This window comes from Corynebacterium sp. HMSC035E02 (assembly GCF_001836065.1).
In the GTDB taxonomy this organism is placed as follows: Bacteria; Actinomycetota; Actinomycetes; order Mycobacteriales; family Mycobacteriaceae; genus Corynebacterium; species Corynebacterium hiratae.
Genome location: NZ_KV827376.1, coordinates 122,278 through 146,494, shown reverse-complemented (window position 1 = coordinate 146,494; position 24,217 = coordinate 122,278). Strand labels below are relative to the sequence as shown.

The 24,217-nt window shown below is 61.2% G+C and carries 24 protein-coding genes; 16 read left to right on the top strand and 8 right to left on the bottom strand.

Going from position 1 to position 24,217, the window contains the following annotated elements; all coding sequences use genetic code 11:
* Positions 1–7 precede the first annotated feature (7 nt).
* Positions 8–916 carry a cation diffusion facilitator family transporter gene (locus tag HMPREF2635_RS11915; protein WP_246824891.1) on the bottom strand — a complete coding sequence of 303 codons (909 nt, stop codon included), beginning with the start codon at positions 914–916 and terminating at the stop codon, positions 8–10.
* A 128-nt stretch (positions 917–1,044) separates the two neighbouring features.
* Here HMPREF2635_RS11915 and HMPREF2635_RS11910 point away from each other — a divergent pair, with 128 nt between their 5' ends.
* From HMPREF2635_RS11910 to HMPREF2635_RS11885, 6 genes are read left to right on the top strand one after another with little or no spacing between them, the layout of a single operon-like run.
* Positions 1,045–1,701 (top strand): HAD family hydrolase, encoded by a 657-nt coding sequence (locus HMPREF2635_RS11910; RefSeq protein ID WP_070821821.1) that lies wholly within the window; start codon positions 1,045–1,047, stop codon positions 1,699–1,701.
* Between the two features lie 26 nt (positions 1,702–1,727).
* Entirely contained in the window at positions 1,728–2,720 is a 993-nt protein-coding gene (locus HMPREF2635_RS11905) for a phosphate/phosphite/phosphonate ABC transporter substrate-binding protein (RefSeq protein WP_070510246.1), read from the top strand.
* Positions 2,721–2,765: 45 nt separating this feature from the next.
* Positions 2,766–3,566, top strand: a complete 801-nt coding sequence (gene phnC / locus HMPREF2635_RS11900; protein ID WP_070821820.1) for a phosphonate ABC transporter ATP-binding protein — start codon at positions 2,766–2,768, stop codon at positions 3,564–3,566.
* On the top strand, positions 3,563–4,357 hold the full coding sequence (gene phnE / locus HMPREF2635_RS11895; RefSeq protein ID WP_070821819.1) for a phosphonate ABC transporter, permease protein PhnE: 795 nt from the start codon (positions 3,563–3,565) through the stop codon (positions 4,355–4,357). The genes phnC and phnE (HMPREF2635_RS11895) overlap by 4 nt, the downstream gene beginning before the upstream one ends.
* Positions 4,354–5,172, top strand: a complete 819-nt coding sequence (phnE, locus tag HMPREF2635_RS11890; protein WP_070821818.1) for a phosphonate ABC transporter, permease protein PhnE — start codon at positions 4,354–4,356, stop codon at positions 5,170–5,172. The genes phnE (HMPREF2635_RS11895) and phnE (HMPREF2635_RS11890) overlap by 4 nt, the downstream gene beginning before the upstream one ends.
* Positions 5,173–5,189: 17 nt before the next feature.
* Entirely contained in the window at positions 5,190–6,032 is an 843-nt protein-coding gene (locus HMPREF2635_RS11885) for a MurR/RpiR family transcriptional regulator (protein WP_070821817.1), read from the top strand.
* Here HMPREF2635_RS11885 and HMPREF2635_RS11880 read toward each other — a convergent pair.
* Both HMPREF2635_RS11880 and ychF read right to left on the bottom strand, forming a co-directional pair.
* Positions 6,029–7,219 carry an amidohydrolase gene (locus tag HMPREF2635_RS11880; RefSeq protein ID WP_070821816.1) on the bottom strand — a complete coding sequence of 397 codons (1,191 nt, stop codon included), beginning with the start codon at positions 7,217–7,219 and terminating at the stop codon, positions 6,029–6,031. The genes HMPREF2635_RS11885 and HMPREF2635_RS11880 overlap by 4 nt on opposite strands.
* Before the next feature lie 29 nt (positions 7,220–7,248).
* Entirely contained in the window at positions 7,249–8,334 is a 1,086-nt protein-coding gene (ychF, locus tag HMPREF2635_RS11875; protein WP_070546558.1) for a redox-regulated ATPase YchF, read from the bottom strand.
* Positions 8,335–8,381: 47 nt separating this feature from the next.
* Between ychF and HMPREF2635_RS11870 the strand changes: the two genes are divergently transcribed.
* Genes HMPREF2635_RS11870 through HMPREF2635_RS11860 form a run of 3 tightly spaced genes read left to right on the top strand, consistent with a single transcriptional unit; the run spans position 8,382 to position 11,737 of the window.
* Positions 8,382–9,863: an AI-2E family transporter gene (locus tag HMPREF2635_RS11870; RefSeq protein WP_070821815.1), complete on the top strand. Its 1,482-nt coding sequence runs from the start codon at positions 8,382–8,384 to the stop codon at positions 9,861–9,863.
* A 36-nt stretch (positions 9,864–9,899) separates the two neighbouring features.
* Positions 9,900–10,970, top strand: a complete 1,071-nt coding sequence (locus HMPREF2635_RS11865) for a DNA recombination protein RmuC (RefSeq protein WP_070510515.1) — start codon at positions 9,900–9,902, stop codon at positions 10,968–10,970.
* Positions 10,971–11,005: 35 nt separating this feature from the next.
* Positions 11,006–11,737, top strand: a complete 732-nt coding sequence (locus tag HMPREF2635_RS11860) for a DUF6542 domain-containing protein (protein ID WP_246824890.1) — start codon at positions 11,006–11,008, stop codon at positions 11,735–11,737.
* Here HMPREF2635_RS11860 and HMPREF2635_RS11855 read toward each other — a convergent pair.
* Positions 11,734–12,693, bottom strand: coding sequence for a 4-hydroxy-3-methylbut-2-enyl diphosphate reductase (locus HMPREF2635_RS11855; RefSeq protein WP_187357591.1), 960 nt, complete (start codon positions 12,691–12,693; stop codon positions 11,734–11,736). The two genes, HMPREF2635_RS11860 and HMPREF2635_RS11855, sit on opposite strands and share 4 nt — an antisense overlap.
* Before the next feature lie 152 nt (positions 12,694–12,845).
* Between HMPREF2635_RS11855 and xseA the strand changes: the two genes are divergently transcribed.
* The 3 genes from xseA to HMPREF2635_RS11840 are packed head-to-tail and all read left to right on the top strand — an operon-like array spanning position 12,846 to position 14,778.
* Complete coding sequence (xseA, locus tag HMPREF2635_RS11850; protein WP_070517593.1) at positions 12,846–14,087, top strand: exodeoxyribonuclease VII large subunit; 1,242 nt, start codon at positions 12,846–12,848, stop codon at positions 14,085–14,087.
* 46 nt (positions 14,088–14,133) lie between these two features.
* A complete protein-coding gene (locus HMPREF2635_RS11845) occupies positions 14,134–14,424 on the top strand; it encodes an exodeoxyribonuclease VII small subunit (RefSeq protein WP_070701640.1) in 291 nt (96 codons plus the stop codon).
* Positions 14,425–14,778 carry a hypothetical protein gene (locus tag HMPREF2635_RS11840; protein WP_070821813.1) on the top strand — a complete coding sequence of 118 codons (354 nt, stop codon included), beginning with the start codon at positions 14,425–14,427 and terminating at the stop codon, positions 14,776–14,778.
* Positions 14,779–14,782: 4 nt separating this feature from the next.
* Here HMPREF2635_RS11840 and HMPREF2635_RS11835 read toward each other — a convergent pair whose 3' ends face one another.
* Positions 14,783–15,373 (bottom strand): DUF4245 domain-containing protein, encoded by a 591-nt coding sequence (locus HMPREF2635_RS11835; protein ID WP_070821812.1) that lies wholly within the window; start codon positions 15,371–15,373, stop codon positions 14,783–14,785.
* A 201-nt stretch (positions 15,374–15,574) separates the two neighbouring features.
* On the opposite strand from HMPREF2635_RS11835, the gene glpX reads away from it, so the two are divergent.
* The 4 genes from glpX to HMPREF2635_RS11815 all read left to right on the top strand — a co-directional run bounded on the left by glpX (position 15,575) and on the right by HMPREF2635_RS11815 (position 20,671).
* On the top strand, positions 15,575–16,594 hold the full coding sequence (glpX, locus tag HMPREF2635_RS11830) for a class II fructose-bisphosphatase (RefSeq protein WP_046648341.1): 1,020 nt from the start codon (positions 15,575–15,577) through the stop codon (positions 16,592–16,594).
* Positions 16,595–16,692: 98 nt separating this feature from the next.
* The gene (locus HMPREF2635_RS11825; protein ID WP_046648340.1) at positions 16,693–18,093 is read left to right on the top strand and encodes a class II fumarate hydratase; all 1,401 of its coding nucleotides are present in this window, start codon (positions 16,693–16,695) and stop codon (positions 18,091–18,093) included.
* 386 nt (positions 18,094–18,479) lie between these two features.
* Positions 18,480–19,103 (top strand): TetR/AcrR family transcriptional regulator, encoded by a 624-nt coding sequence (locus HMPREF2635_RS11820; RefSeq protein ID WP_070701636.1) that lies wholly within the window; start codon positions 18,480–18,482, stop codon positions 19,101–19,103.
* Positions 19,097–20,671 (top strand): MDR family MFS transporter, encoded by a 1,575-nt coding sequence (locus HMPREF2635_RS11815; RefSeq protein ID WP_046648338.1) that lies wholly within the window; start codon positions 19,097–19,099, stop codon positions 20,669–20,671. Before HMPREF2635_RS11820 ends, HMPREF2635_RS11815 begins: the two co-directional genes overlap by 7 nt.
* Positions 20,672–20,748: 77 nt before the next feature.
* On the opposite strand, the gene HMPREF2635_RS11810 is transcribed toward HMPREF2635_RS11815, so the two are convergent.
* The 3 genes from HMPREF2635_RS11810 to HMPREF2635_RS11800 all read right to left on the bottom strand — a co-directional run bounded on the left by HMPREF2635_RS11810 (position 20,749) and on the right by HMPREF2635_RS11800 (position 23,969).
* Positions 20,749–21,882, bottom strand: coding sequence for a hypothetical protein (locus HMPREF2635_RS11810; RefSeq protein ID WP_070510296.1), 1,134 nt, complete (start codon positions 21,880–21,882; stop codon positions 20,749–20,751).
* An 81-nt stretch (positions 21,883–21,963) separates the two neighbouring features.
* On the bottom strand, positions 21,964–22,539 hold the full coding sequence (locus HMPREF2635_RS11805) for a GNAT family N-acetyltransferase (RefSeq protein WP_046648337.1): 576 nt from the start codon (positions 22,537–22,539) through the stop codon (positions 21,964–21,966).
* Between the two features lie 71 nt (positions 22,540–22,610).
* On the bottom strand, positions 22,611–23,969 hold the full coding sequence (locus HMPREF2635_RS11800; RefSeq protein WP_046648336.1) for a PhoH family protein: 1,359 nt from the start codon (positions 23,967–23,969) through the stop codon (positions 22,611–22,613).
* Positions 23,970–24,217 lie beyond the last annotated feature (248 nt).

Genomic DNA, 24,217 nt, shown 5'->3' with positions numbered 1-24,217 from the left:
GCAAGCGTTACGGCATTCGCAAAATGCGGCGATGAACCGTGCCGGCAGGTTCAACGTGGATGAATACCTCGGCGCCAGGGAAAAGCTCGTCAATGGCGTCTTCGATGCGGTCGGCGATGGTGTGCGAGTGCAGCACCGTCCACTCGCCGGGTACGTCCATGGTGAGATAGACAAGGCGCTGGCGACCCGCTGCCACTGTGCGGCGCGAGGTAAAGGAGACCTGGTGGTGGTCCTCCAGCTCATTGAGAAGCGCATCCAGCTGCCCGTGTTCTTTCTTCGGCAAGGACTCCGACAACAGGGAGCTCAACGATTCTTTGAGCAACTTGTAGCCAGTCCACAAAATATTGAGGCCCACGGCAAACGCGATGATGGGGTCCAGCCACAGCCAGCCTGTCAACGTCACTGCCCCAATACCGACGATGACGCCGACGGACGTCCAGACGTCGGTAAGCAAGTGCTTTCCATCCGCCTGCAAGGTGGCCGAACGGTGTTGTTTACCCGCGCGCACAAGCAGAAGGCCCACGCCCAGGTTCAGTAGGGAGGCCACGAGCGATAGTAAAAGTCCGAGCCCAGGCTGCTCCAGTGGCTGCGGATCCAGAAGTCGGCGAATGGCCGTGTAGATAATCATCGCCGCAGCGACGAAGATCATTGCACCCTCCACCAGCGCGGAAACATATTCGGCCTTGCCGTGGCCGAACTGGTGGTTTGCGTCTGCCGGCTTTGCCGCAATCCTAATAGCCACAAAACCTACAACAGCGGCGACGAGGTTCACACCAGATTCGAGGGCGTCGGAAAGAAAGCCCACCGATCCCGTCACCGCAGCAGCGACAATCTTGAGCGCGATCGTAGCCACTGCAGTAGCGATGGAGAGCTTCATAAAGCGTTCGAGCAGTAACTGCTCGGTGGGAAGAGACATAATGTCGGCCTTCGAGAAGAGATTTTTACAGCCCCTTAGGGTACCAAAGCCGGATGTGCACGCACTGTTCACTGAATGTTTACCGCGTGCGGTCGCGAAGTACATAAACCGCCGTTAGTTTGTACTTTATGTCCACAGACATAACTCGCCCAGTCCTTCTCTTCGATTTTGACGGGACCGTTAGCCTTGGCCACGGCCCCGTGCTGGCCTATGCGCACCTTATTGCAGAGAAAGCCGGGCACCCATCCATTGCTCAAGACACCGAAGCGCTGCTGAACTCCGATAACGTCGGATCAGCACGCGACGGTTACCACCTCGTCCGCACTCTCGCCGCCGAACTCGACGTGCCGGAAGAGACCTGCCAGGAGGCATATATGGCTTCCCGGGAGAACCTCGCCGACACCGGTATCACCGCCCCTGAGGGGCTTGCCGAATTCCTTGCCTCCTACCCCGGCAGCGCCATTCTGGCGACGAACTCTCCAGAGATTGGTCTTAGCGCTGCCCTTCACACACTGGGCCTCGACAGGTCCTTCGACACCGTCTACACCAGGGTGGGCAAACCCGAAGGACTGACCCGCATCCTGAACACCGATCTCGCCGACACGGATCCGACTCACCTCATCGCCTTCGGCGATATTTGGGAGTTCGACCTCGCACCCGTGGCCGCCGTAGGCGGACGCACCGTGCTCGTTGACTCCCCCTTCGCAACCTCCCCTGAGGCTGACCCGACGTGGCGCGTCACCCGCGTCACCGACATCTTTCCCGAACTGACCTCCGCTCTTTAACCCACACGCACAGAAAGACATTCATTATGCGCCGTTTCACCGCTCTTGCCGCCACCGCACTTACCTTGTCCCTCTCCCTCACCGCCTGCTCTTCCGACTCCGATAACGGTTCCGATTCTGCCAAGGGATCCGATGACAAGCTCACCCTCGCGCTCATCCCAAACGAGAAGGTCAACGATCTCGTCACCACCGCCAAGCCGCTGACCGATTACCTCTCTGAGGAGCTCGGCGTGGAGGTTGAGGGTGTCGTGACCAAGGATTACCAGGCCGCCGTCGAGGCCATCGGCTCCGGCCAGGCTGACATCGCCATCGCCTCCGCCGCACAGCTGGCCTCCGCTGAAGACATGTACGACGCCCACGCTGTGCTGCAGGACGAGCGCTTCGGCGCGGATTCCTACGCCGGCCAGTTCGTCACCAACAACCCCGACAAGTACTGCGAAGACGAGCCAGTCAAGTCCACCTACGCTGCCAGCGGCGCCGAGTACCTCTACTGCAACGGCACCGCCACCGCAGACGAGAACAAGGGCCAGGGCCCGAAAGGCCTCGAGGCGCTGAAGAAGATCGATGGTAAGACCACTGTCGCTATGCTCGGTGCTACCTCCCCGGCCGGCTACCAGCTGCCCGTCATGGCGATGGAGTCCCAGGGTATCGACGTCGATAGCCTCAAGAAGGTCCCGGTAACCTCCAACGATGCTTCCATCATGGCCGTCTACAACGGCGACGCTGAGGTGGGCTTTAGCTTCTGGGACGCACGCTCCACCATCGACTCGTCCGAGGCTCCTGACTTGGCTGAGAAGCTCGTCGTCTTCGGGTACACCGAGATGTACCCCAACGGCGGCGTCGTCATTTCGGACGATGTCCCAGAAGAGCGCCGCAAGGAAATCACCGACCTCATGGATGGCTTCTCCGAGGTTGACCCGGACACCATGTCCGCCATCTTCGACATCACCGACTGGGTTCCGGCTAAGAAGGAATCCATTGACATGGCGCGCAAGGTCAACGAGCGCTTCGCACAGTAGGTCCGCGCTCCTCCACTGCCCAGTTCCCACTCAGAAAGGTTCCCCATGACGGAGGAGAAAGCGTGGGGCATTCGGTTCGAGAATGTCTCGGTGCGCTACCCCAACGGAACGCTGGCGCTTGACGACGTCTCCGTGGACATCGCTCCCGGCGAATTCGTCGCCATCGTCGGCCTGTCCGGCTCTGGCAAATCCACGTTCATCCGCAGCATCAACGGCCTCGTGCAACCGACATCCGGCAAGATTTTCGTCGGCGACCACGAGATTTCTGCGGCGAAGGGAGCGCAGCTGCGGAAGCTGCGCGGCCGCATCGGCATGATCTTCCAGGAGTTCAACCTGGCGGACCGCGCGAGCGTCTTCTCCAATGTCCTCGTCGGGCGCTTTTCTCACAATCCCAGCTGGCGCACCCTGTTGGGAATCTCTACCGCCGAGGACAAAGCAATCATCGCCGAGGCCCTCGACTCCGTAGGGATCCTCGACAAGGCGTGGAATAAGGCCGGCGCCTTATCGGGCGGCCAGAAGCAGCGCGTGGCCATCGCTCGCGCCCTGTCCCAGAAGCCGGCGATCATGCTGGCCGATGAACCCGTCGCCTCCCTCGACCCGCCCACTGCCCACTCCGTGATGAAGGATCTGCGCCGCATCAATACCGAGCGGGACCTGACCACCCTGGTGAACTTGCACCTGGTGGATCTGGCGCAAGACTACGCCACACGCATCATCGGCATTCGCCACGGCAAGATAGTTTTCGATGGGCCCGCCGCAGGCTCCACCGTGGAGGATTTCGAAGCCATCTACGGCCGGCGCATCCGCGAGGAGGACCAGCTGGGGAGCCAAGGGAGCGCAGTATGACAGCCGTGCTTCCTCCTCGTCAGCGCAACTGGCCCGGTATTCTCGGTGGGCTCGCCGCGTTCATCGCGTTGACCATCGCCACGTGCATCCCCGCCTGGGGCGGAATTGACATCAACCTGGGTCACATCGCACGCAACTGGCGCAACGGTGCCGACAGGCTCGCGCAGATGTTCACCCCGGATTGGTCGATCCTTCCGCGCACGTGGGAGCCTCTACTCGAGACCCTAGCCATGGCCGTGGTGGGTGCCGCCATCTCCGCGGTGATTGCCCTTCCGCTGTCGTTGTGGGCCGCGCGCCCGACGAATCCGTCGACGCCGTGGCGCACGCTCGTGCGCGGTATCGTCAACGTCGTCCGCGCGGTACCCGATCTCGTGTACGCCACCATTCTCGTCGCTATGCTCGGTGTGGGTTCCCTCCCGGGCATCATCACGCTGGTGCTTTTCGACGTCGGCATCGTAGTCAAGCTCGTCTCCGAGGCCATCGACTCCGCCGATGATTCCTACATGGAGGCTGGCCGCGCGGCCGGCGGCACGCAGAATCAGATCAATCGCGTGACTGCTCTCCCACAAACCTGGCCTGCCTTTGCCAGCCAGGTCATTTACTCTCTCGAGCTCAACGTCCGCATCTCCGCGGTACTAGGCCTCGTGGGCGCCGGTGGCATTGGCCTGCTCATCGACGAGGTCCGCGGCTTCTACCGCTATGACGCGCTTTCCGCCATCGTGCTGGAGCTGCTTGTCGTCGTCATCGCCCTCGAGGTCGTATCCGTCAACCTGCGAAAGAGGTTGCGATGAGCATTGCACTTCCAGCAACTGCACCATCCGCGCTACCTTCACGTTCCCGCAGCTGGGGTGTCGGGGCTGCGTGGGCCGGAATTCTGGTCATCCTCGCGCTGTCTTTCGGCTACATCGATGTCAACTTTTCCGCGCTCAAAGAGCTCCCCGCCAACATCTGGCACTACCTCGTACTCATGTTTTCGAACCCGGACTGGTCCAAGCTTGGTGAAGCGCTCCTTCAGACGTGGCGGTCCGTGGCCATGGCGTGGATCGGCGCGCTTCTCGGCGTAGTGCTTTCTACTATTCTCGGCGTCCTCGCCGCGAACACTGTCTCCCCGGGCTGGGTATGCCTTCCGCTGCGCGCGCTCTTCGCCATCATCCGCGCGGTCCCGGAGATCATCATCGCCATCATCATCCTGACGGTCACTGGGCTCACTCCTTTTACAGGTGCGCTTGCCTTGGCGATCGGCGGCATCGGTACACATGCCAAGTGGACCTATGAGGCCATCGAAACCGCGCCGACCGGCCCGGCTGAGGCCGTCAAAGCCTCTGGCGGCACCCTCGCAGAAATGGTGCGTTGGGGAACGTGGCCCATCGTCCAGCCTGAATTAGCATCCCTGGCGCTCTATCGATTTGAGATCAACGTGCGTACTTCCGCCGTCCTCGGCCTCATTGGGGTGGGTGGTATCGGCGACATGCTCACCGGTTATACGCAGTACCGACAGTGGGACGTCGTGGGTGTGCTGCTTATAGTCGTCATCGTCATCACCATGTCCATCGACGCCATCTCCGGCGCCCTTCGCCGCCGGATCGTGGCAGCTAAGTACACCTAAACAAATCCCCAGACTCTATGACTGATACTGCCCCACCGTCCGCACACATCACTACGCGCATGCCGAGCCTGCAGCCCATCGAACAGCGCGTAGCCCAGGCCATACTCGAGGACATGGACTTTGTCCTACACGCCACCGCGGACCAGCTGGCGGCTAAGGTGGGAACGTCGCGTACCTCCGTCATCCGCACCGCGAAGGCGCTGGGCTATGACGGATACCAGCAACTGCGCGTAGCGCTCACGCAGGAAATCGCGCAGCGCCCGAAGCCGCTTCCCGACGCCGACTCCACCCACGTCGGCCGCATGTCCGCCGAGATTGCCTCCTTTAGCAACTACGTGCATGGGCTCACTGCCCTGCTCAACGAGGATGAGCTGACCGCAACGGTGGAGGTATTGGCACAGGCCAGGCGTGTCCTCGTCGTGGGCAACGGCCTCTCCGCTCCCCTAGCGCAAACCATGGCGCTGCGACTGACAAGTATCGGGCGCCCCGCCGAGTTCGTAGCGGAGGCCATAGGCCAGCACATCGCCGCGACGCAATTAGATAAAGACAGTGTGTGCCTCGTGGTCTCCGGATCCGGGTCAACCACACTCACGCTCAACGCCGCCACCGCAGCCTTCGAAGCGGGTGCACAGCTCATCGCGCTGACCTCGTTTACCTCCTCGCCCCTGGCGGAGCTCGCCTCCTACACGCTGGTCATCCCCTCCCCTGATGGGACGTTTCGCGCGGAGCTGCAGGATGCCTCCCGAGTGGCCTTCCTGCTGGTTTTGGAGGCGCTCGTCACGCTGGTGGATTCCCACCTCGATGATTCCGCGGCGCGGCGCACGGTACTCTCCGTGGTGCAATCGGCGATGGAGGATTAATTACCCACGTAGGCGTAAGCAGCGGCTATCAGAGCCTGCGTCGCCGTGGTGAGCGTCGGCTGCAGCTCCGGAGCGAAGCGCGGGTTGTGGTTGGGAATTGATGCGCCATCGGTACGGCCGCCGAAGCCCCAGAAACAATAGGGAGTGCCGAAGGCATCGGGGATGCGAGAGAAATCCTCCGAGGCAGTCCACGGCTCCATGTCGAGGACGTTGTCGCTCCCCAAGACGTCGATAAGCTGGGCGCGCACCTTTTCGGTCACGTCTTCATCGTTGACCGTAAGGGGGTAATTATCACTCTGCACAAACTCCGGCTCGCGCGGGGACATCGCTGCCTGGCACTCCGCCTCGACGATGCGGCGAATAGCCTCAATGATGTGCTCGCGAACCTCCTCATCATAGGCACGGATGTTGATGCGTAAGGTCGCCGAATCCGGAATGATATTGGCCTTCGATCCCGCCTGCAGGGCGCCGACGGTCAACACGGCGAAGTGGTGGGGGTCGACCTCACGGGAGACAACTGTTTGCAGCCGCAGAACGATGGAGCTGGCGAGCACCACCGGATCAACGCTGAGGTGCGGCATCGAGCCATGAGAACCGTGACCATAAACGGTGACGGTGAGTGAGGTCGCTGTAGACAAGACCGGGCCGGACGCGATGAGTACGCTGCCAGCGGGGGCATTCTTATCAATGAAGATGTGCTGACCAAAGGCCACATCAGGAGTGGGGACTTTATCGGTAAGGCCCGCGTCCACCATGGACTGCGCGCCCTCAGCGGTCTCCTCGCCCGGCTGGAATAGAGCGACGAATGTACCGGACCACGCATTGGTCGCCTTGGCCAGCGCCTCGGTGGCGCCGAGCAACCCGGCCACGTGGGCATCGTGGCCGCAGGCGTGCATTGCCTCGCCTGTAGCGGAGTAGTCCAGGCCGGTGTCCTCTGTGATGGGCAAGCCGTCGAAATCGGCGCGCTCTAGGACGGTCGAGCCTTCGCCGTTGCGGAGGATGCCGACTACTCCCCCGCCGAATTCCAGCACCTCGACTCTTGGAAATTCCCGGAGCTTATCCGCGATAATACCGCGGGTGCGCTCCTCCTCCATACTGAGCTCAGGATGTTGGTGGAGATCCTTGTACAGGGCCTCTTGCCACTGCGTGGCCTCTGCTGCGCGGTCTAGGATGTGGGCGATACTCATGCCCACAGCCTACGCGGAGTGGTGTCTAACTAGCCGCCGATCTTGAAATCGCAGACGTCGCCATCCTGCATGATGTATTCCTTGCCTTCTTGGCGCACCTTGCCGGCGTTGCGGGCCTCTGCCATGGAGCCAGCGGCGTCCAGGTCATCGAAGGAGACGATTTCGGCCTTGATGAACTTCTTCTCAAAGTCGGTGTGGATAACACCCGCAGCCTGCGGTGCTGCAGAACCCTGCTTGATGGTCCATGCGCGGGCTTCCTTCGGGCCTGCGGTCAGGTAGGTCTGCAGGCCGAGGGTGGCGAAGCCGGCCTTGGCCAACGTCGCCAAGCCAGGCTCTTCCTGGCCCACCGACTCGAGCAGTTCCAGTGCCTCCGCCTCATCGAGCTCAAGGAGGTCGGTTTCGGTCTGTGCATCGAGGAAGACGCATTCCGCAGGGGCGACGAGCTGGCGCAACTCCTCCTTCTTGGCGTCATCGGTAAGCACGGCCTCATCCGAGTTGAAGACATAAAGGAAGGGCTTCGCGGTCATGAGGTGCAGCTCGCGCAGGAGGGAGAGGTCGATCTCGTTGCTCTTGGAAGCGGCGAAGAGGGTGCGGTCATCTTCCAAGATGGCCTGGGCCTTCTTGGTCTCTTCCACGGTCTCTGCCAGGTCCTTGTTCTTGCGGGCTTCCTTTTCCAGACGAGGCAGGGCCTTCTCGATGGTCTGGAGGTCCGCGAGGATGAGCTCGGTATTAATAACGGAGATGTCGTGCGCCGGGTTGACCTCACCGTCAACGTGGATCACGTTCTCATCGGCGAAGGCTCGCACCACCTGGCAGATGGCGTCAGCTTCACGGATGTTGGCGAGGAAGGCGTTGCCCATGCCTTCACCCTTGGAAGCGCCTTCGACAATGCCGGCGATGTCCACGAAGGACACGGTGGCCGGGAGGATGCGCTCGGAGCTGAAGATTTCCGCGAGGCGGTTCAGGCGGGAATCGGGGAGCTCAACGAGGCCGACATTCGGCTCAATGGTGGCAAACGGGTAGTTCGCCGCCAAGATGTCGGAACGGGTCAGGGCATTAAACAAAGTGGACTTGCCCACGTTGGGCAGGCCGACGATTCCAAGTGTAAGACTCACGGGGCCAATCCTAACGCACCCCGGATCTTTTAAGGCAAGATGGTGGGGTGAGTTCTGATCAGCCATCCCCCAATGCATCCTCGCCTGAGCTTGCCGCAGCAGAGGCAGCACTTGGCGGGCGCTTCGATGACTCCGTCGATGCTGCCTCGCTGAACGCTGTCTCCGCACACCCGCCAGGCAACCAAGTGGATCGCTCCGTGGTGGTCGGCGAGGTCATCAAGTCCGCATCACTGTGGGCACTGCGCCTGACCATCATTGGCGTCTTTCTTTATGCCTCCTTCCGCATGCTGGGCAACTTCTGGCGCGGCATCCTGCCCGTCCTCATCGCGCTGATTATTTGCACCGTGCTGGCCCCCATTGCGAGCGCCATGCGGCGCAAGGGACTGCCGTCAGCCCTCGCTGCCGCGGTGACCATTCTGGTGTCTTTTACTGCGGTGGGCACCCTCTTCATGTTCATTGCACCGGACTTCGCACGGCAGTCCCAAACTCTGTATCTGCAGACTGTCGAGGGAATTCAACGCTTACAGCTATGGGCACAGGGCCCGCCGCTCAACCTCGACGCGAATGAGATCGGCGGCTACATCGATGAAATCGCCCTGTGGTTGCAGCGCCAGGCGGGTTCCATTGCGGGCTCCGTGTTCACCGGAATCGGCACGGCCACCTCCATCGTGGTCACGCTCTTCATCATCGTGGTGCTGACCTTCTTCTTCCTCAAGGACGGACACAACTTCCTGCCGTGGCTGCGCCAAGCGACGGGCCGCCGCACCGGCTGGCACTTGACTGAGCTGCTAACCCGTGTGTGGACCACGCTGGGTGGTTTCGTGCGTGCACAGGCTGTTGTCTCGCTTGTCGACGCCGTCTTTATCGGCCTCGGCCTCGCCCTCATCGGTGTGCCTTTGGCCATGGCCCTCGCCATCATCACGTTCATCGCCGGCTTCATCCCCTTTGTCGGCGCAATTGTGGCCGGCGCACTGTCCGTGACCATCGCGCTGGTGTCTTTGGGCTTCACCAAGGCGCTTCTGGTGCTTGGCTTGGTCCTGATGGTCCAGCAGCTCGAGGGCAACGTGCTCTCCCCGTGGCTGCAGTCGAAGGCGATGAACCTGCACCCGGTTATCGTGCTGATTTCCGTGACCGTCGGCTCCGCGCTCTTTGGCCTCATCGGCGGTTTCCTCGCCGTGCCGGTTGCCGCCACCATCGCGGTGGTCTACCGCTACTTCCAAGACATGGTGATGCTCCAATCCGGCGAGAGAACCGCCGAGGAGTTGGAGTTTTCTACCGTGGCAGGCTTCCTCATCGGGCGCTATACCCAACAGCAGGGTGACCACAAACGCGAGCAATGGCTGTCCGTCCCGGACCACGCTGCACCGGAAGGCGCGGCGGAAGACGTCGCCAGCGATGGCACGAGCCCGCTGGACCGCAAGGTCGATGTTGACGCGGAACTCAGCGAGCGCGATAGCGGCGCCCGCGCGGGAATCAAGCGCGCCATCGGCGCTCTCGAACAGATGTTGCAGTCGAAGGACAAAAACTAGCGGGGCGTGTCCGGGGCGCATGTCATGATGACAGGCATGACGTCTACCCTTCCCGTGTTGCTCCTCTTCCTCGGCCTCATCATTGGCGCCGCCCTCGGTTGGCTGGCCCGCGCCTATTCCGCGCAGTCTTCCCAGCCCTCCGAAGAACACCGCGCGCTGCAAGAATCCCAACGCCGCCAAGCAGAGCTTGCCCCGCTGGAAAAGGCCATGGACCGCTTGGGCCTGCAATTGCAGGAAATTGAAGAGGATCGCGCGACATCGCTCGCCGCGCTCAGCAGCCAAGTTCAAGCGGTAACGCGCACCTCGACTCGGCTCTCCGATCGCACCGACAAGTTGGTCGGCGCGCTGCGCTCGCCGAACGTCCGCGGGCGCTGGGGTGAGGTACAGCTGGAACGCGTGGTCGAGCTCGGCGGCATGCGCAAACATGTGGACTTCGACTCCCAAGTCAGCGCTCGCATCAACGGTTCGGTAGTCCGCCCTGACCTCGTCGTTCACCTGGCGGGTGGGCGCAGCATTGTGGTCGACGCCAAGGTTCCACTCAGCGCCTACCTCGACGCCATGGAGACTGAGGATCCGGAAGAAAGGGCAGGGTATCTCCGGCGCCACGCGCACCTGATGCGCTCACATGTCCAAGCACTGGCTTCTAAGGACTATATCGAGGCTTTCTCCCCCACGCCGCAGTTTGTGATCCTCTTCGTTCCCGCGGATACCTTCGTCGACGCCGCGCTCTCCATCGATGCCGAGCTGCTCGAGTTCGCATTCGAGCGCAACATCGTCATCGCCACGCCGAGCACCCTCTTCGCCCTCCTGCGCACCGTGGCGGTGAGCTGGCAGCACGAAGAAATCTCCGACAAAGCCCGCGAGGTACAGCGCTTGGGACGTGAGCTCTACACGCGCCTTAATACCCTCAACGAGCACTATGACAAGGTCGGCCGCGGCCTCGAGCGCGCAGTTGAGGCTTATAACGCGAGTTTAGCCAGCTTGGACTCCCGCGTCGGGGTCACCGCGCGGCGGCTCAAGGAACTAGATGTGCCCGCTCGCGTAGACCGCCTACCGGTGGAGCCGCGCAGTGTCGGTTCTTGGCCGCGGCGCGCCCACGATGAATAACGTTTTGGTCACCAATCCCGGTAAGCTCTCTGGTCGTGTCTGTTGCCAAAAATCGTCGCCGCCCTCCGCGCCGTGGGATGCCGCTTACCCGAGCGCTCCTCGTCGCGCTCGTCGTGACGCTTGTGGCCTTGGCAGTCTCAGGTGTGCTCGGCAAGGTTGCCCTGCCGTTCGCCCTGATCTTTGGACTTGGCTCGCTCGCTCTCACCTGGTTGGTGGAGATCCGCGGGCTCTACTTGTTGGTGATTACCCTGCCGCTGCTCTACGCGCTAGGAACCGTAGGCGGCGGGTTCATTAACTCGACGGCTGCCTTGCCAGAAGGCGCCTCTCCGTTTTCCAAGACCGCGCTTCTCACCACGGCCTTCCCACTGATACAGCACTTCCCGGTGCTCATCGTCACGGTCTTGGCGTGTGCGCTGCTCGCGGTCATGCGCATATGGAGCAGCAACAACCACGCGAAGAGCCGAGAAGCGGAAGCACAAAAGAAGCGCCGTGCCGACGCTGCCTCCGACCGCCGCAACCGCTCTGAGCGGCTCTCCGTGGCAGAGCTCATTGCTCGGGAGAACACGAGCTCTGGGCGGGTCCGGGAGCGCAACCGCGAGGAACGCCGTCGCCTGCAGGCCAAAGAGCGCGCCCAGCTCCGCCAAGCTTCCCCCGAGACCGACGTGCAGGAGGATTTCCGCCGCGCCGCCGCTGAAGCAGCGGAGAATGCGCAGCGCGTGCAGCGGTCCCCCCAGCCGCTCGAAGAAAACCTCTACGACGAGGACTAGCGCGCAGTACGTGCCGGGCGCAGATCGCGCGGCAGCGAGAACGTAATGGTCTCCGTGGAGGTGGTCACCTGCTCAACGTCGCTGTAGCCGCGCTCATCCAGGTATTCAAGCACTTCACGCACCAGCAACTCAGGCACGGAGGCACCACACGTGACGCCAACGGTATTCACGCCCTCAAGCCAGGCCTCATCGATCTCTGAGGCGAAATCCACCAGATACGAGGTCTTCGAACCTGCCTCCAGGGCAACCTCGACAAGGCGCTTGGAGTTGGAGGAGTTCTGGGAGCCAACAACGATCATGAGATCGCACTTCGGGGCGATGGCCTTTACCGACTCCTGGCGGTTCTGTGTGGCGTAGCAAATATCGTCTGACGGCGGGTTTTCCAGGTGCGGGAAGCGCTCGCGCAGCTTGCTGACGATCTGGATGGTCTCATCCACGGACAACGTGGTCTGGGACAGCCAGATGAGCTTTTCCTCGTGTAGGAAGTCCGGCAGCTTGTCGACGCCCTCCAAGCCATCCACCAGGTGGGTGACATCCGGGGCCTCGCCGGCAGTACCTTCGACCTCTTCGTGACCTTCGTGGCCGATCAGCAGAATCTGGTAGCCGTCGCGCTCAAAGCGCTGGGCTTCCTTGTGCACCTTGGTCACCAGCGGGCACGTGGCGTCCAGCGTTAGCTGCTTGCGTTCTTCGGCCTCTTTGCGCACGCTCGGCGCGATGCCGTGCGCGGAAAATACCAGGTGAGCACCTTCGGGGGCCTCGGAGGCCTCTTCCACAAAGATGACGCCACGCTTGGCCAGGGATTCAACGACGAAGCGGTTGTGCACGATTTGCTTGCGCACGTAGATGGGAGCGCCGTACTTTTCCAGTGCCTTTTCCACTGTCTCAACAGCGCGATCCACGCCGGCGCAGTAGCCGCGGGGAGCCGCGAGGAGCACCTTCTTTGCAGTTTCAGTCATGCCAACCAGAGTATCTAAAGTTGCCCACATACTGTAGTTCTCGCCCATTCTCGCCCGCCGCAGGTGACCGGTGACACCCGATGTCCGGCGCGCCCCATACACTAGACGGAACACGCCCCGAAGCACAGACCACTCAAGAGAAAGGACTGCGCGTGAACCAACCGGCCAATTCCGCGGAGACACCGTGGCCCGTCGGCAAGGTCAATGACCAAGTCAAAGGCTGGATCGAGCGCCTCGGCTTCCTCTGGGTGGAGGGCCAGATCACCCAGCTGAACATGAAGCCGACGTGGAAACTGTCCTATATCACCCTGCGTGACGTGGAACAGGAGAAATCTGTCCAGCTGACCTGCAACACGTCGCTCATCCGGAATGCTCCCTCGCCGCTCAAGGACGGCGACCGCGTCGTGGTCTACGGCAAGCCCGCCTTCTACGCTGGGCGCGGTAGCTTCTCCCTGTGGGTTACTGAGATTCGTCACGTCGGCATCGGCGATCTCCTCGCCCGAGTAGAGATGCTGCGCCAGCGCCTACGCCAGGAGGGCCTGTGCGATCCATCTCGGAAACTGCCGCTTCCCTACCTGCCAAAGAAAATCGGACTCATCACCGGCCGTGGCTCCCACGCTGAGCGCGATGTCCTCTCGGTGGCACAAGACCGCTGGCCGGCAGTCCAGTTCGAGGTCATCAATACAGCGGTGCAGGGAGCCACGGCAGTTACCCAGGTCATTGACGCGCTGCAGACCCTCGATGCCAGCCCAGAGGTCGATGTCATCATCATCGCCCGCGGCGGCGGGTCGGTGGAGGACCTGCTCCCCTTCTCCGAGGAGGCCCTCCAGCGCGCTGTGGCCGCCGCCCGCACCCCGGTTGTCTCCGCCATCGGCCACGAGCCGGACCACCCGGTGCTTGACGACGTCGCCGATCTCCGCGCCGCCACCCCCACCGACGCGGCCAAGCGCGTCGTGCCCTCTGCGGCCGAGGAATACGCCGTGATTTCCGAAGCTCGTTCCCGCATGGCGGCTGCGCTGCGCGGCTGGGTGGAACGGGAGCGCCGCGGGCTCGAGAGCATTCGCTCCCGCCCAGTCCTCGCAGACCCCATGGTGCCGATCACCGCGCGCCGCGAGGAACTCGAACGCCACGTTGCGTCGATCCGGCGAGTCATTACCCATCAGCTGGACCGCGAAAGCAACCAGGTAGCCTCGTTGCGTGCGCGGGTCTCCGCCTTGGGTCCCTCGGCCACTCTCGAGCGCGGTTATGCCATTGTGCAGGTCCTTCCGCGCGATGGCAGCGGGCCGGAAGTCGTCACGAGCTACACGCAATCGCCCCCGGGTTCGCAACTGCGCATCCGCGTGGGTGATGGCTCGATTACCGCCGCCGCCATGGCCTCCCAGGCTGCGGATTAAACAGACCACGTTATACAGAACCAGAAAGAAAGAAGCACTATCCCTCATGACTGACACGATTGGCGCCGGCCAGCCCGGCCAGGACGCATTCCCGCCCGTCGAAGAGCTGAGCTATGAGCAGGCCCGCGACGAACTTATCGAAACCGTGAAGATCCTCGAGCTCGGACAGATGGGCTTGGATGAGTCCCTGAAATATTGGGAGCGCGGCGAGGCGCTAGCCAAGGCCTGCGAGGCACACCTCGACGGCGCTTCCAAGCGCGTAGAGGAAGCCCTCCGCAAGAATGATGCGGACAGTCCGGACAACGCAGAAGCACAGACGGAAACAGGAGAGGTTTAAATGAAGATTTACGGCTACCCGGGAGATCGCGTCGACTTCGTCTCCAAGTCCGGCGGAGCAGGTGCCATGGTTTTTGGTGATCCGCGCCAGCTCGCCGAAGAATTCTTCGGCACCCCTCACACCGACAACGGTGAGGAAATCAGCTACTTTTCCGGCTCCATTGTCTTGCGCTTCACCGAAGGGAAACTCAGCGAGGTCTCCTTATTCCCCAGCAAGTCCAAGCACGAAAAGGTGGATATCTACCTAGGCAAGACCCGCCTGAGCGGGCTCGACCCCGAGACCCTGCGCAGCGCTGCTGGCAACGAGGTCGAGGTCGAATGGGACGGCGCGCTGCAGAGCGTGACGTTTCGCTGACTAGTTACTCGCTGATGACGCTGCCGTCCTCAGCGATCTGGAGCGGCTTGGCCTCGACGAATGCGGTCAGAGCCGCCTCATAATCCGCGTCGGAGGCAGATCCGGTAAGGATAAGGCGGGCATCGCCCAAGTCCGTGATCCACAGGGGGCGAACGTCCTTGTCGTCGCTGCTCAGGATTTCCACGTCCTGACCCGCTACCTCACGCCGCTCGGAGCTGGCTCGATAGTTGGAATCGTAGGCGGTGGGGACATCTTCAAGAGCTAGCTGGGTCTGTGCCGACTCAACGTACCCTTCATTCGCGGTCAGCCAGCTCACCACGGCACCGGACTCGCTGCCCACTTGCTTGCGCCGCGCGGCCGTCGGCTGCCAGCCCTCCGGCATGACAGGTTCGCGAATGACCGCCCCGCTACCGCGCGCTTCCATCTCCAGGAAGGTGGCGGCATCCACATTCTGCACAGGCCCGGACTTTTCCGGATTTATCGAGCACAGTCCCGTCGCACCGACGGCCAGAAACATCATGATGAGGATGATGCCCACCGTCAGGGTGATATCACGCGCGTCCTCAAAAATCTTTGGTTTATCTTCAGATGCCACTTGCCCAGTATGGCACGACGCCTCCAACACACGCGACAGCACCCTCTCACCTGCCTTTTCGGCAGGTGGCGCACCCCCGCCCCTCTTCTGGGGGAGGCATTCGGGCTTGAGACCGGAAGAAAAGTGGAAGAATGAAATATGTATTCCGGGTTGTCCACCACCCCGGGCCGAGCCACCTGAAAAGAAAGGGACTAATCACACATGTCTGATAACACGTCTTATATCCCCGACCGCAACCTAGCCATGGAGCTGGTGCGCGTCACCGAGGCAGCAGCGCTCGCCTCGGGTCGCTGGGTTGGCCGTGGACAGAAGAATGAAGGTGACGGCGCCGCGGTGGATGCTATGCGCAAGCTCATCAACTCCGTCGAGATGAACGGCGTCGTCGTCATCGGCGAGGGCGAGAAGGATGAAGCCCCAATGCTCTTCAACGGCGAGAAGGTCGGCACCGGCCAGGGCGCCGAGATGGACATCGCCGTCGACCCGGTTGATGGCACCCGCCTCATGGCTGAGGGCCGCCCGAACGCTATTTCCGTCATTGCTGCTGCCGAACGCGGCACCATGTACGACCCGTCCGCTGTCTTCTACATGAAGAAGATCGCTGTCGGCCCCGAGGCAGTCGGCGCCATCGACCTCAATGAGTCGGTGGCATGGAATGTGAAGTCCGTGGCCAAGGCCAAGGGCATCAAGCCGGCCGACCTGACCGTCGTCGTGCTCGACCGCCCGCGCCACGATGACCTCATCCGGGAGATCCGTGAAGCCGGTGCCAAGGTTCGCCTCATCATGGACGGTGACGTCGCCGGCGCCATCGCCACCTGCCAGGACAGCAACTCCATCGACCTCATGATGGGCATTGGCGGCACCCCAGAGGGCATCATCACCGCCTGCGCCATGAAGTGCATGGGTGGCGAAATCCAGGGCAAGCTGTGGCCGAAGGATGAAGAGGAAGCAGAGAAGGCCCGCAAGGCTGGACACGACCTCGACCGCGTCCTCACCACCAACGACCTGGTTTCCTCTGAGAACTGCTACTTCGCCGCTACCGGCGTGACCAATGGCGATATGCTCCGCGGTGTCTCCTACCGCCCGAATGGTGCCACCACCCGCTCTCTGGTCATGCGCTCCAAGTCCGGCACCATCCGCTACGTCGACTCCATCCATAAGCTGGCTAAGCTGCAGGAATACTCCGTGGTGGACTACACCAACCCCCACGATCAGGAAAGCTAGTCCACTTTCCCAGGAAGAGTGCTACGGTGGCCATGAATGCCGTGCCACGGCACACATAAAGAACCCAACAAAACTTATTTCACAGAAAAGGTGAATTCATGACTGAATACCGCATTGAACACGACACCATGGGCGAGGTAAAGGTTCCGGTCGACGCCCTGTGGCGTGCCCAGACCCAGCGCGCCGTGGAGAACTTCCCGATCTCCGGCCGCGGCCTCGAAGATGCTCAGATCCGCGCACTCGGCCTCCTCAAGGCTGCCTGCGCCCAGGTAAACAAGGACTCCGGCAAGCTGGATGCGGAGAAGGCTGACGCCATCATCGCCGCTGCCACCGAGATCGCAGAGGGCAAGCACAACGATGCCTTCCCGATCGATGTCTTCCAGACCGGCTCTGGTACCTCTTCCAACATGAACACCAACGAGGTCATCGCCTCCATCGCCCACAACAATGGCGTGGAGATCCACCCGAATGACCACGTGAACATGGGCCAGTCCTCCAACGACACCTTCCCCACCGCAACCCACGTTGCGGCAACTGAGGCTGCCGTCAATGACCTCATCCCGGGCCTCAAGGTGCTCCACGACTCTCTTCTGGCCAAGGCCAAGGAATTCGCTGACGTGGTCAAGTCCGGCCGTACCCACCTGATGGACGCCACCCCGATCACCCTGGGCCAGGAGTTCGGCGGCTACGCTCGCCAGATCGAGCTCGGCATCGAGCGCGTTGAGGCCACCCTGCCACGCTTGGGTGAACTGGCTATCGGCGGCACCGCTACCGGTACCGGCCTGAACACCGACGCTGAGTTTGGCGGCAAGGTCACCGAGGAGCTCAAGAAGCTCACCGGCATTGACCAGCTCTCCGAGGCCAAGAACCACTTCGAGGCCCAGGCTGCCCGCGATGCCCTCGTCGAGTTCTCCGGCGCCATGCGCACCGTGGCTATCTCCCTCAACAAGATTGCCAACGACATTCGTATGATGGGCTCCGGCCCGCTGACCGGTCTGGCAGAAATCCACCTCCCGGACCTGCAGCCGGGTTCCTCCATCATGCCGGGCAAGGTCAACCCGGTCCTGAGCGAGGCCGCCACCATGGTGGTCAGCCAGGTCATCGGTAACGACGCCGCTGTTGCTTTCGGCGGCTCCAACGGCCACTTCGAGCTCAACGTCTACATCCCGATGATGGCCCGCAACGTCCTCGAGTCCTCCCGCCTGCTGGCAAATGTCTCCCGCGTCTTCGCCGAGAAGTGCATCGACGGCATCGAGGCCAACGAGGAGCGCATGAAGAAGTTTGCGGAGTCCTCCACCTCCATCGTCACCCCGCTGAACTCCAAGATCGGCTACGAGAACGCCGCCAAGGCAGCTAAGCACGCGCTGAACGAGAAGATCACCGTCCGCGAGGCAGTCATCGACCTCGGCTTCGTTGACGGCGAGAACCTCACCGAGGAAGAGCTCGATGAGCGCCTCAACGTTCTCACCATGACCAACCGCGACCGCGACAACTTCTAAGCTCGCTTTCGCCCACGCCGCCGCTCTCCTTCGGGAGGGCGGCTTCGCCGTTTTCCCATCCACCCCGCTGGGCCAACAGCAGGGTCGGGGTAGCCAAACTGCCCGTCCTGCCAAAGTTATAGCCTCCGCCTCAAGATCTGGCAATAACTTCGTCAACTAGGGCAGTTTTAGGCTTGAGAGTTTCTTTCCTAGCCATCACTTCGCGCCCTTCGCGCTCACGGCGAGCCTTAACCAGCCACAGCCCACGCTGCCGGTGGACGCGAAGGATGGGGTTGCTGTTCTTATCTCCTTTCCTGTGCGCTGCGCCATAAAGATCGTCCCGCCATCATGAGAATCACCAGCATTGCACTTGGTGCAAACTTGCACCGAGTGTAGGATTGCACTCTGTGCAAGAAGAATTGTCATTACGCGAGCAAAAACGCCTAAAAACTCGCCTACGTATAGAGGATGCTGCCACCCTCTTGGTAGACGAGCACGGCTTTGCTGCAGTCACGGTGGAGGAGATTTGTGAGAAGGCCGGTATTTCCCGGCGTACTTTCTTTAATTATTTCGATTCCAAGGACTCAGCTGTTCTGGGCAACCCCAGCCAAGAATTTTCCCAGGAGCAGAAGAGCTACCTGCTCGAAACCCCCACGGAGAACCTCTTCAAGCTGGCCGTAGACCTCATCAAGGAACACCTCATTGGACAGCACGCCAACAGGGAGATTGCTGAGCGACGCCGCCGTATCTCCCGCGATGCGGACGCAGCGGCGGCGTCCTTAAGTAGAAAGCGTGCCAAGTCCAACGAAGTCCTTGAGCTACTCACCCAGCGGCTGGAGAAGGAGCCAGCGTTAAAGACCATGCCGGATGTCTCCCCGCACACGGAGGCACTCCTCATTGCTGTCACCATCCGTGAGGCTTTCTGGTTGGCCACCACCTCCCCAGACTTCAGCTGCGACATCCCCTTTGAGCAGCGCTTTGATTCCGCACTCATGCTCATCAACAACTATTCGAAAGGACTTTCATGGTAGCTACCGCGAAACCGTCGGCGTCCCACGCTGACAACGGCAAGCCGGAAAACAACCTTGCCCTCGTCTTCTCTGCCCTCGTGCTCACCATGTTGATGAGCTCCCTGGGGCAGATGATCTTCGCTTCCGCCCTGCCCACCATCGTCGGCGAGCTCGGCGGCGTCGACCACATGAGCTGGGTTATCTCCGCCTTCCTGGTCACCATGACCATCGCTATGCCCATCTCCGGCAAGCTCGGTGACATGATGGGCCGCAAGTGGCTCTACATCGGCGGCATTGCCACCTTCGTCATCGGTTCCGCCGTGGGCGGCTTCGCCAACTCTATGAACCTGCTCATCATCGGCCGCGCGATTCAGGGCTTCGGCGCTGGATTCATGATGATTTCCTCCCAGTCCATCATTGCGGAGGTCACCACGGCACGTGAGCGCGGCAAGTTCATGGGCATCATGGGCGGCGTTTTCGGCCTGTCCTCCGTCCTCGGCCCAGTCCTCGGTGGCTGGTTCACTGATGGTCCCGGCTGGCGCTGGGGCCTGTGGATGAATATCCCCCTCGGTCTTCTCGCCATGACCGTTTGTGTGCTCGTTCTGCACCTGCGCGTTGGTGATACTGACTTGCGCAAGTTTGATGCCTTGGGCGCCACGTTCATTGCCATCACGACCGCCTCGCTCATCCTTATGACCACGTGGGGCGGCACCCAGTACGAGTGGTCGGATCCCGTCATTCTCACCTTGGCCGTCATCGTTGTGATCGGTGCTGTCATCACGGTCTTCGTCGAGAAGCGGGCCAAGGAGCCTTTGATCCCAGTTCTGCTGTTTAAGAACCGCAACATGGTGCTCACGACGGCCGCCGGCATGGTGCTGGGCCTGGCTATGTTCGGTGTGCTGGGCTACATGCCGACCTACCTGCAGATGGTGCATACCCTGACGCCGACCAAGGCGGGCCTCATGATGATCCCGATGATGCTCGGCATGATCGGCACATCTACCACAGTGGGATTCATCATCGCCCGAACCGGCCACTACAAGCGCTACCCCATCATCGGTCTCGCCATTACGGCAGGCGCGCTGTTCTGGATGTCGAAGCTGACTGTGGATACCTCCCTGACTCAACTTGGCGCTGAGTTCCTCGTCTTCGGCATCGGCCTCGGCTTCGTTATGCAGGTGCTCGTTCTCATCGTTCAGAACTCCTTCCCCGTGGCGCTGGTGGGCACCGCAACGGCGGCCAACAACTTCTTCCGCCAGATCGGTTCAGCTATGGGTGCCTCCTTGGTGGGTTCGCTGTTCATCCACAACATGAAGGATGAGTTGGCCGCCAACATGCCTGCCGCCATTGCTTCCATGGGCAAGGCTGGCGCGCCCTTTGCGGAAAAGTTCAGCGCTGAGGGCGGCGGTTCCTCTAGCCTGACCCCGTCGATGGTGGCTCAGCTTCCGGACCCCATCCGCGACGTCATCCTCAACGCCTACAACGACGGCCTCACCCCGGTCATCCTGCTCATGGTCCCGATGGCGATCATCGCTCTCCTGCTCATCCTGCCGGTGCGGGAGGAGCACCTCAAGGAGACCATCGACTAGGACGTCGGTCCCCGCTCAACAACAAGAAATCCTCGCTACGAACAATGACGTAGCGAGGATTTTTCATACCAGAGTATTTAACGCAGAATTCCCAACTGGCGCGCCACCTGGGCAGCTACGCCAATGAGCGCAAGCACGCCGGCAATGATGACCACGATGGTTCCAGCATCCGCACCACCGGAGCTTAGGTTTCCAGCAAGAGACTTCTTGGTCACCTGCACGATCTTGGTGACTTGGTTGTCCGACAACTGGGGCTGACCATTGCGCACCACATAGGTGTTAAAGGTGACGGTCACGGTTCCCTCCGACTTAGCCTCGTAGGTACCGTCCTCGTTGACTTTAAGAACCTCAGGATCGCTTGAGCTTGGCGACGCCACCGGCACCCCTAGCTTCGCTCCCCAGAATCCATCGATGCTCAAGCCCAGGCTGCCTTGGCTTCCCACCGAGGTGCCTCCAGTCGTCATCAGTTCGGCATCATTGACTGCACTTTCCGGCACAGCGATGGGGAATGCGTGGCGGCCGGTGATGCGAGCGGGTTCACCCGGCATATCGCGATTGGAGAAGAAGCCTGCGGTGACCTTTCCTACCTGTGCCTGAGCAAAAGTTACGTGAACGGGATCAATGATCGAGTAGAAGTGGCCATTCTGTGGATTCCTTTGTCCGTTTGCACGAACAAGCTGTTCCCACTCACTGGAGCCTTGGTTGCTATCCGTCGACCACGATGCAATAGCGCCCGGCATGTCTGCCGTGGTGAGATTTTCTCCGGCCAACAGATTATCGATGACCCCAAAGGCCCCTACCCCAGGGAGCCGCTCGTGGTTGAAATCCAAATTCTCCTCCGCAGCGCGCTGCAAAACCGCGTGCTCAAGGCCACGATCCCAAGAAATCGCATTCATATACTCTTCACGGGTGTGATAGCCCGCAGCGGCAGCTGCCTGCTGCAGCGTTGCACCGTCGAAGGGAAGATTCGCATCCCAAGCCTTACCGCGCAGCTGACGAACTTGGCGGGTAACCAAGTCAATGTCGGATTGCATGACCGGCTCGGCAAAGACATATGCCAGAGCGCCATCGGGATAGTTAACGTTGAGCTCTGCTACAGGAACGGAGCCAGCAGGTGGAAACTCAGCAGCCGTGGCAACGGGCGCTACAAAAGCACCGGTCGACACGGCTACGGCGGTAGAAAGGGCAAGCACAGAGGTGCGGAAAGACATGATTCGCCTTCGATAGAGAGTGGATGAGATCAGGTTCTATTCTATCCCCACTCCTGCCCTGATATTAGAAAAGTGAGATAATTACTTCCTCTTCTCGTTGGCTGCTGCCTTCTTTTCCTCCGGCTTAGGCAGAAGCAACTCGTATACATCGGTATCGCGCCACTGGCCTGCGAGCTCCCCGTAGGTCATCTTTGCCATGTGGGAGTAGGTGCCCACCTTGACGAAGCCGCGGGACTTGTGCAGCCCGGCAGAACCTTCGTTCTCCGGGAAGATCCATGAGTGAATGGCCCACTTGTGCAGGTCACGGCAGACCTCGATGAGCTGATCTAGCAAGGCGCCGCCAATACCGCGGCCCTGGGCCTCTTTGCTCAGGTAAATGGAATCCTCCACCACGCCGTGGAACACGGTGCGGGTAGACGCCTGCGCAGCGCAGACCCAGCCGAGAACCTTCGAGTCATCGTCCGCCTCCACCGCAACGAAGACTGACGACATGATCTTGACGTTCTTAAACTCCTCAAAGGTCAGCGACCGGGTCTCGTAGGTAGCGTGGCCGGTGTTGAGGCCCTGCTCGTAGATTTCGCGCATTTGCGGGTAGTCCGCCGCAGTGAATGGACGGATGCGGAAATCCTTCTTCTTGTCTTTCGCGTTGTCGCTCATAGAACAATTATTACTGAGCACGCACGACCAATGCCAAGCAGACCCCTACAAGATCGCCATTCGCGAACGAGTTAGTTCTCACCTTCCAGCAAATCGGTGACAAGTTCCGCAATGGCAGAGCGCTCAGAGCGCTGCAACGTGATGTGAGCGAAGAGCTCATGCCCTTTGAGCTTTTCAATGACTGCCTGCACACCGTCGTGCCGGCCCACGCGCAGGTTGTCTCGCTGCGCCACGTCATGGGTCAGCACCACGCGCGATCCGCGGCCCAAACGGGACAAGACAGTCAGCAGCACGTTGCGCTCCAACGACTGGGCCTCATCGACGATCACGAAGGAATCGTGCAGGCTGCGGCCGCGGATGTGGGTCAGCGGGAGAACTTCCAAGAGGCCTCGGTCTTGGACTTCATCCATGACGTTTTCCGATACGAGACCCTCCAACGTGTCGTAGACCGCCTGCGCCCACGGGTTCATCTTCTCACTCTCGGAGCCAGGCAGGTATCCCAGGGACTGCCCACCCACCGCATACATCGGGCGGAAGACCACGATACGGCGGTGTTCGCCACGCTCCAGCACAGCTTCTAGACCGGCACACAAGGCCAGTGCAGACTTACCGGTACCTGCACGGCCTCCAATGGACATGATACCCACGGAAGGATCCAGTAACAGGTCCAAAGCTACCCGCTGCTCAGCCGAGCGCCCCTGGAGACCAAAGACATTCGCATCACCGCGTACCAAGCGCACTGCGCCTTCGGCCGTCATGCGGCCCAGCGCTGACTGCCCGCCTGCCTGCAGCGTCACGCCACAGTGCACCGGAAGGTCCTCGACGCGGGTGCCGGCGGTGGTCACTGAGCCGTCGATAAGCACCTCGCCTTCCCCATAGAGCTCATCGATGACCTCCGCGGTGGTCTGCACCGTAGCCATACCGGTGTATCCCGTGAGCACAACGTCCTGCGCGTGGTACTCATCTGCCTGCAGGCCCACGGCGCCCGCCTTAACGCGCAGCGGAACATCCTTGGTCACCAGGACGGTGTCCTTGCCCTCGTGCTGCAGGTTGAGCGCGCAGGCCAGGATTCGGTGGTCTCCCTCCGGCCCGCGGAAGGCCGCCGGCAACAAGGACTGATCCTGGTGGTTGAGTTCCACGCGCAGCGTTCCGCCCGCGGCGTTGACGGGAAGAGGCTGATCCAGCGCCTCATAGGTAGCGCGGAGGTCCTCCAAAAAGCGAAGAGCTTGGCGGGCGAACCAGCCAAGCTCCGGGTGATGACGTTTTCCTTCCAACTCAGAGATAACGACGATGGGCAGCACCACATCGTGCTCTGCGAATTTACGCAACGCCCAAGGGTCGGAGAGAAGGACGGAGGTATCGATGACATAGGTCTTGGTAACCACAGCGGCCTCGTGCGGCTGCTCGGTCAGGACGGAAGGATTGGTCATAGCGGCAGGGTTCTCCCTTGTTATGCCCGCCCCAACTCAACGACCTGGGTGGGCATGGTGAAGCTGGTGGTTTTTCGAACTGTCCGGACGTTCCTGTGAACCTCCGAACACCGTCCACGCTAGAGAGCAAAGGTTGAAATTACATGGGTGCAAGATGAACAGTATTAAAACGACAATCCCCAGAGCCACACCATCCCCACCAGTCGGCTCGCTCCCTCACAAACCACAAAGAAATGCTCCGCACTGGT